This window comes from Paenibacillus glucanolyticus NBRC 15330, from assembly GCF_004000885.1.
Lineage (GTDB): Bacteria > Bacillota > Bacilli > Paenibacillales > Paenibacillaceae > Paenibacillus_AQ > Paenibacillus_AQ glucanolyticus.
In genome coordinates this window covers 1-2609 of the sequence record NZ_BIMC01000042.1, presented here as the reverse complement: position 1 = coordinate 2609, position 2609 = coordinate 1, and the positions used below count along the sequence as shown (strand labels likewise).

The window sequence follows — 2609 nt, the reverse complement described above, 5'->3', positions numbered from 1 at the left end:
ATTTCAGTGCGACACGTTACTCTATAAGTGCCTAATGGTATGAAAAGAGTGGGTTCTTATCAAATAAAAAGAATAACAACTGATTATTCGAAGGAAGGAATGAAAGCCTTCATGTTGAGCTTAAACTTCCTACCTAATACTCCTACAAGCAGAAACAAGAGATAGCTTGTCTCTGTTTGAAGCTAGGTGAAGTCGGCTGAATCGGGCCTAAGTTTCTCTTTGAGAAATATGGTCTGAAATAGGTCGGGGTGCTGAAAAGCGCGTCATGGTGAGAATGTTACACAAGTAACTGACCAAGCGATGAATGTACGGGTCTAGAGGTATAACAATTCGAAAGAATTGTGCTGCACTAGCAGCGTAAACTACCGAAAAGTAAGATTTGAAGTTATGAAATTCGGGATACCTAACAAAGAGGGTATAAGGTTTACAGGCTTATAGTCGCCACCTAAAACGCGCATGGATAGCTAGAATAATCGGAACGTGGAAAGCAAGAGACATTTATACAACTCCGTTGTTAAACCTCTATCAAGGGAATGGTTCATGGCAACATGATTTACTCTTGTGAGAGTAGGGGCACAGTACCTATGAAAGAATGGAAACATTCCGGAGGGATAGCCCCAAGCCTTATAAATTTAAGTTAAATTACTCAAGTTGCAGATGATCGGTCAGGTAAGAAAGTGGGAAACAACTTTTCAAGGAGTTGTCCACAATCATCACATATTTGCGATACGCTGAATACTACGGGATGCAATCGATCTTTGATACTCTTTACCTTAAAAGTAAAGAAGGTTGCTCGTTTAACAGGCTATATGAACTGATTACTTCTGATAATAATATACTTCTAGCCTATCGAATGATTAAAAGCAACAAAGGATCAAAGACTCAAGGCACTGATCAATTTAGCATTGATGATTTCAATAGCTACAGTCAGGATGAATTCATCAATACGATTCGTAAAACACTTGATCACTATAAACCGAAACTAGTCAGACGTGTCTTCATCCCGAAACCCAATGGCGATAAACGACCATTAGGTATTCCTAGTATGCTGGACAGATTAATACAGCAAATGGTCAAGCAAGTTTTAGAACCTATCTGTGAAGCAAAGTTTTATAAGCATAGTTATGGATTCAGGCCTCTAAGAAGCACGCATCATGCAAAGTCAAGATGCGATACATTAATTAACAACGCCCAACTCCACTTTGTTGTTGATATCGATATAAAAGGCTTCTTTGATAACGTAAACCATACACTGCTTCTTAAACAACTTTGGAATATAGGGATTAAAGACCGGAGAGTACTGGCCATTATAGGAAAAATGTTGAAGGCACCCATTGAAAAGGAAGGAATACCTCGTAAAGGTACACCGCAAGGTGGAATTCTCTCTCCCTTATTATCCAACATAGTACTTAATGACTTGGATCACTGGGTTGCAGGGCAATGGGAAAATTTTAAAACCAAACATCCTTACACACAAAGAAATAAATATGCCGCCCTGAAGAGGACAAAACTCAAAGAGGGCTTTATCGTAAGGTATGCTGATGACTTTAAGATCTTTGCCAGAACCTCACAAGACGCCTATAAATGGTACCATGCAGTAAAACAATACCTTAAAGAACGACTTAAACTAGATGTCTCTCCAGAGAAATCAATGGTCATAAATCTGCGCAAGAAATCATCCAATTTCTTGGGCTTTAAGTTTAAGGCCGTTCCTAAAGGCAAAAAGCATGTTGCTCATAGTTTCATCTCTGATAAGAAGAAGGATCAGATCAAGAAACGAATAAATAAATTGATCACTGAAATTAAGCTATCTCCTACTCCAAAAACGATCTCACAATGGAATAGCTTTGTCCTTGGCCTACATAACTATTTCAAATTCGCATCACATGTAAGCATGGACTTTCAGGAAATTGCCTTTCGCAAAAGTCGATTTATGTTCAATCGTCTCAAATCCATCAGTAGATACGGAAGACCAAAACGGCCGCCTCCAACATACTCTAAGTTTTATAAAAATAATAATAAAACTTGGGAGGTTGCAGGAACGCTACTCTTCCCTTTACAGGACATTTCTAAAAGTAAACCACTAAACTTCAGCCAGGAATCAACCCCGTATAATGCTGAAGCCAGAGAAAGCATTCACGTAAATCTCAAGTTTCACGTCCAAGTAGAGTTATCGAAACTAATTCGATCGGACGTCTGGGATAGGACTCTTGAATATTCCGACAATCGGCTTTCAAGGTACTCAGGAGTTCAGGGATTATGCGAAGTCACGGGTTTATTCTTACAGGCAGAAGAGGTTCATTGTCATCACTACGAACCTCTATCCCTGGGTGGCACAGATAAGTACAATAACCTATGCATTATTCACAGCGATGTACACAGGTTAGTACATGCCACAGAAGATAAAACGATTGAACATTACAAAAGTATCCTACAACTTACCGACGCTATGATTGATAAAATCAATCTCTATCGCAAAGCATGTAAACTTGTGAGCATATAACTTTAGCATATAAGGTGGAACGCCGTGTGCGGTGAAAATTGCATGCACGGTGTGGAGGAGGGGAAAAGGTGGAGATAATATCAAACCCTTACCTATTCCAATAATT

General features: G+C 39.2%; 1 protein-coding gene. It reads left to right on the top strand.

The genetic code is table 11. From position 1 onward, the window contains the following. Positions 1-745: 745 nt before the first annotated feature. The gene (ltrA, locus tag PGL02S_RS27935; RefSeq protein WP_152828223.1) at positions 746-2503 is read left to right on the top strand and encodes a group II intron reverse transcriptase/maturase; all 1758 of its coding nucleotides are present in this window, start codon (positions 746-748) and stop codon (positions 2501-2503) included. The last annotated feature ends 106 nt before the right edge of the window (positions 2504-2609 follow it).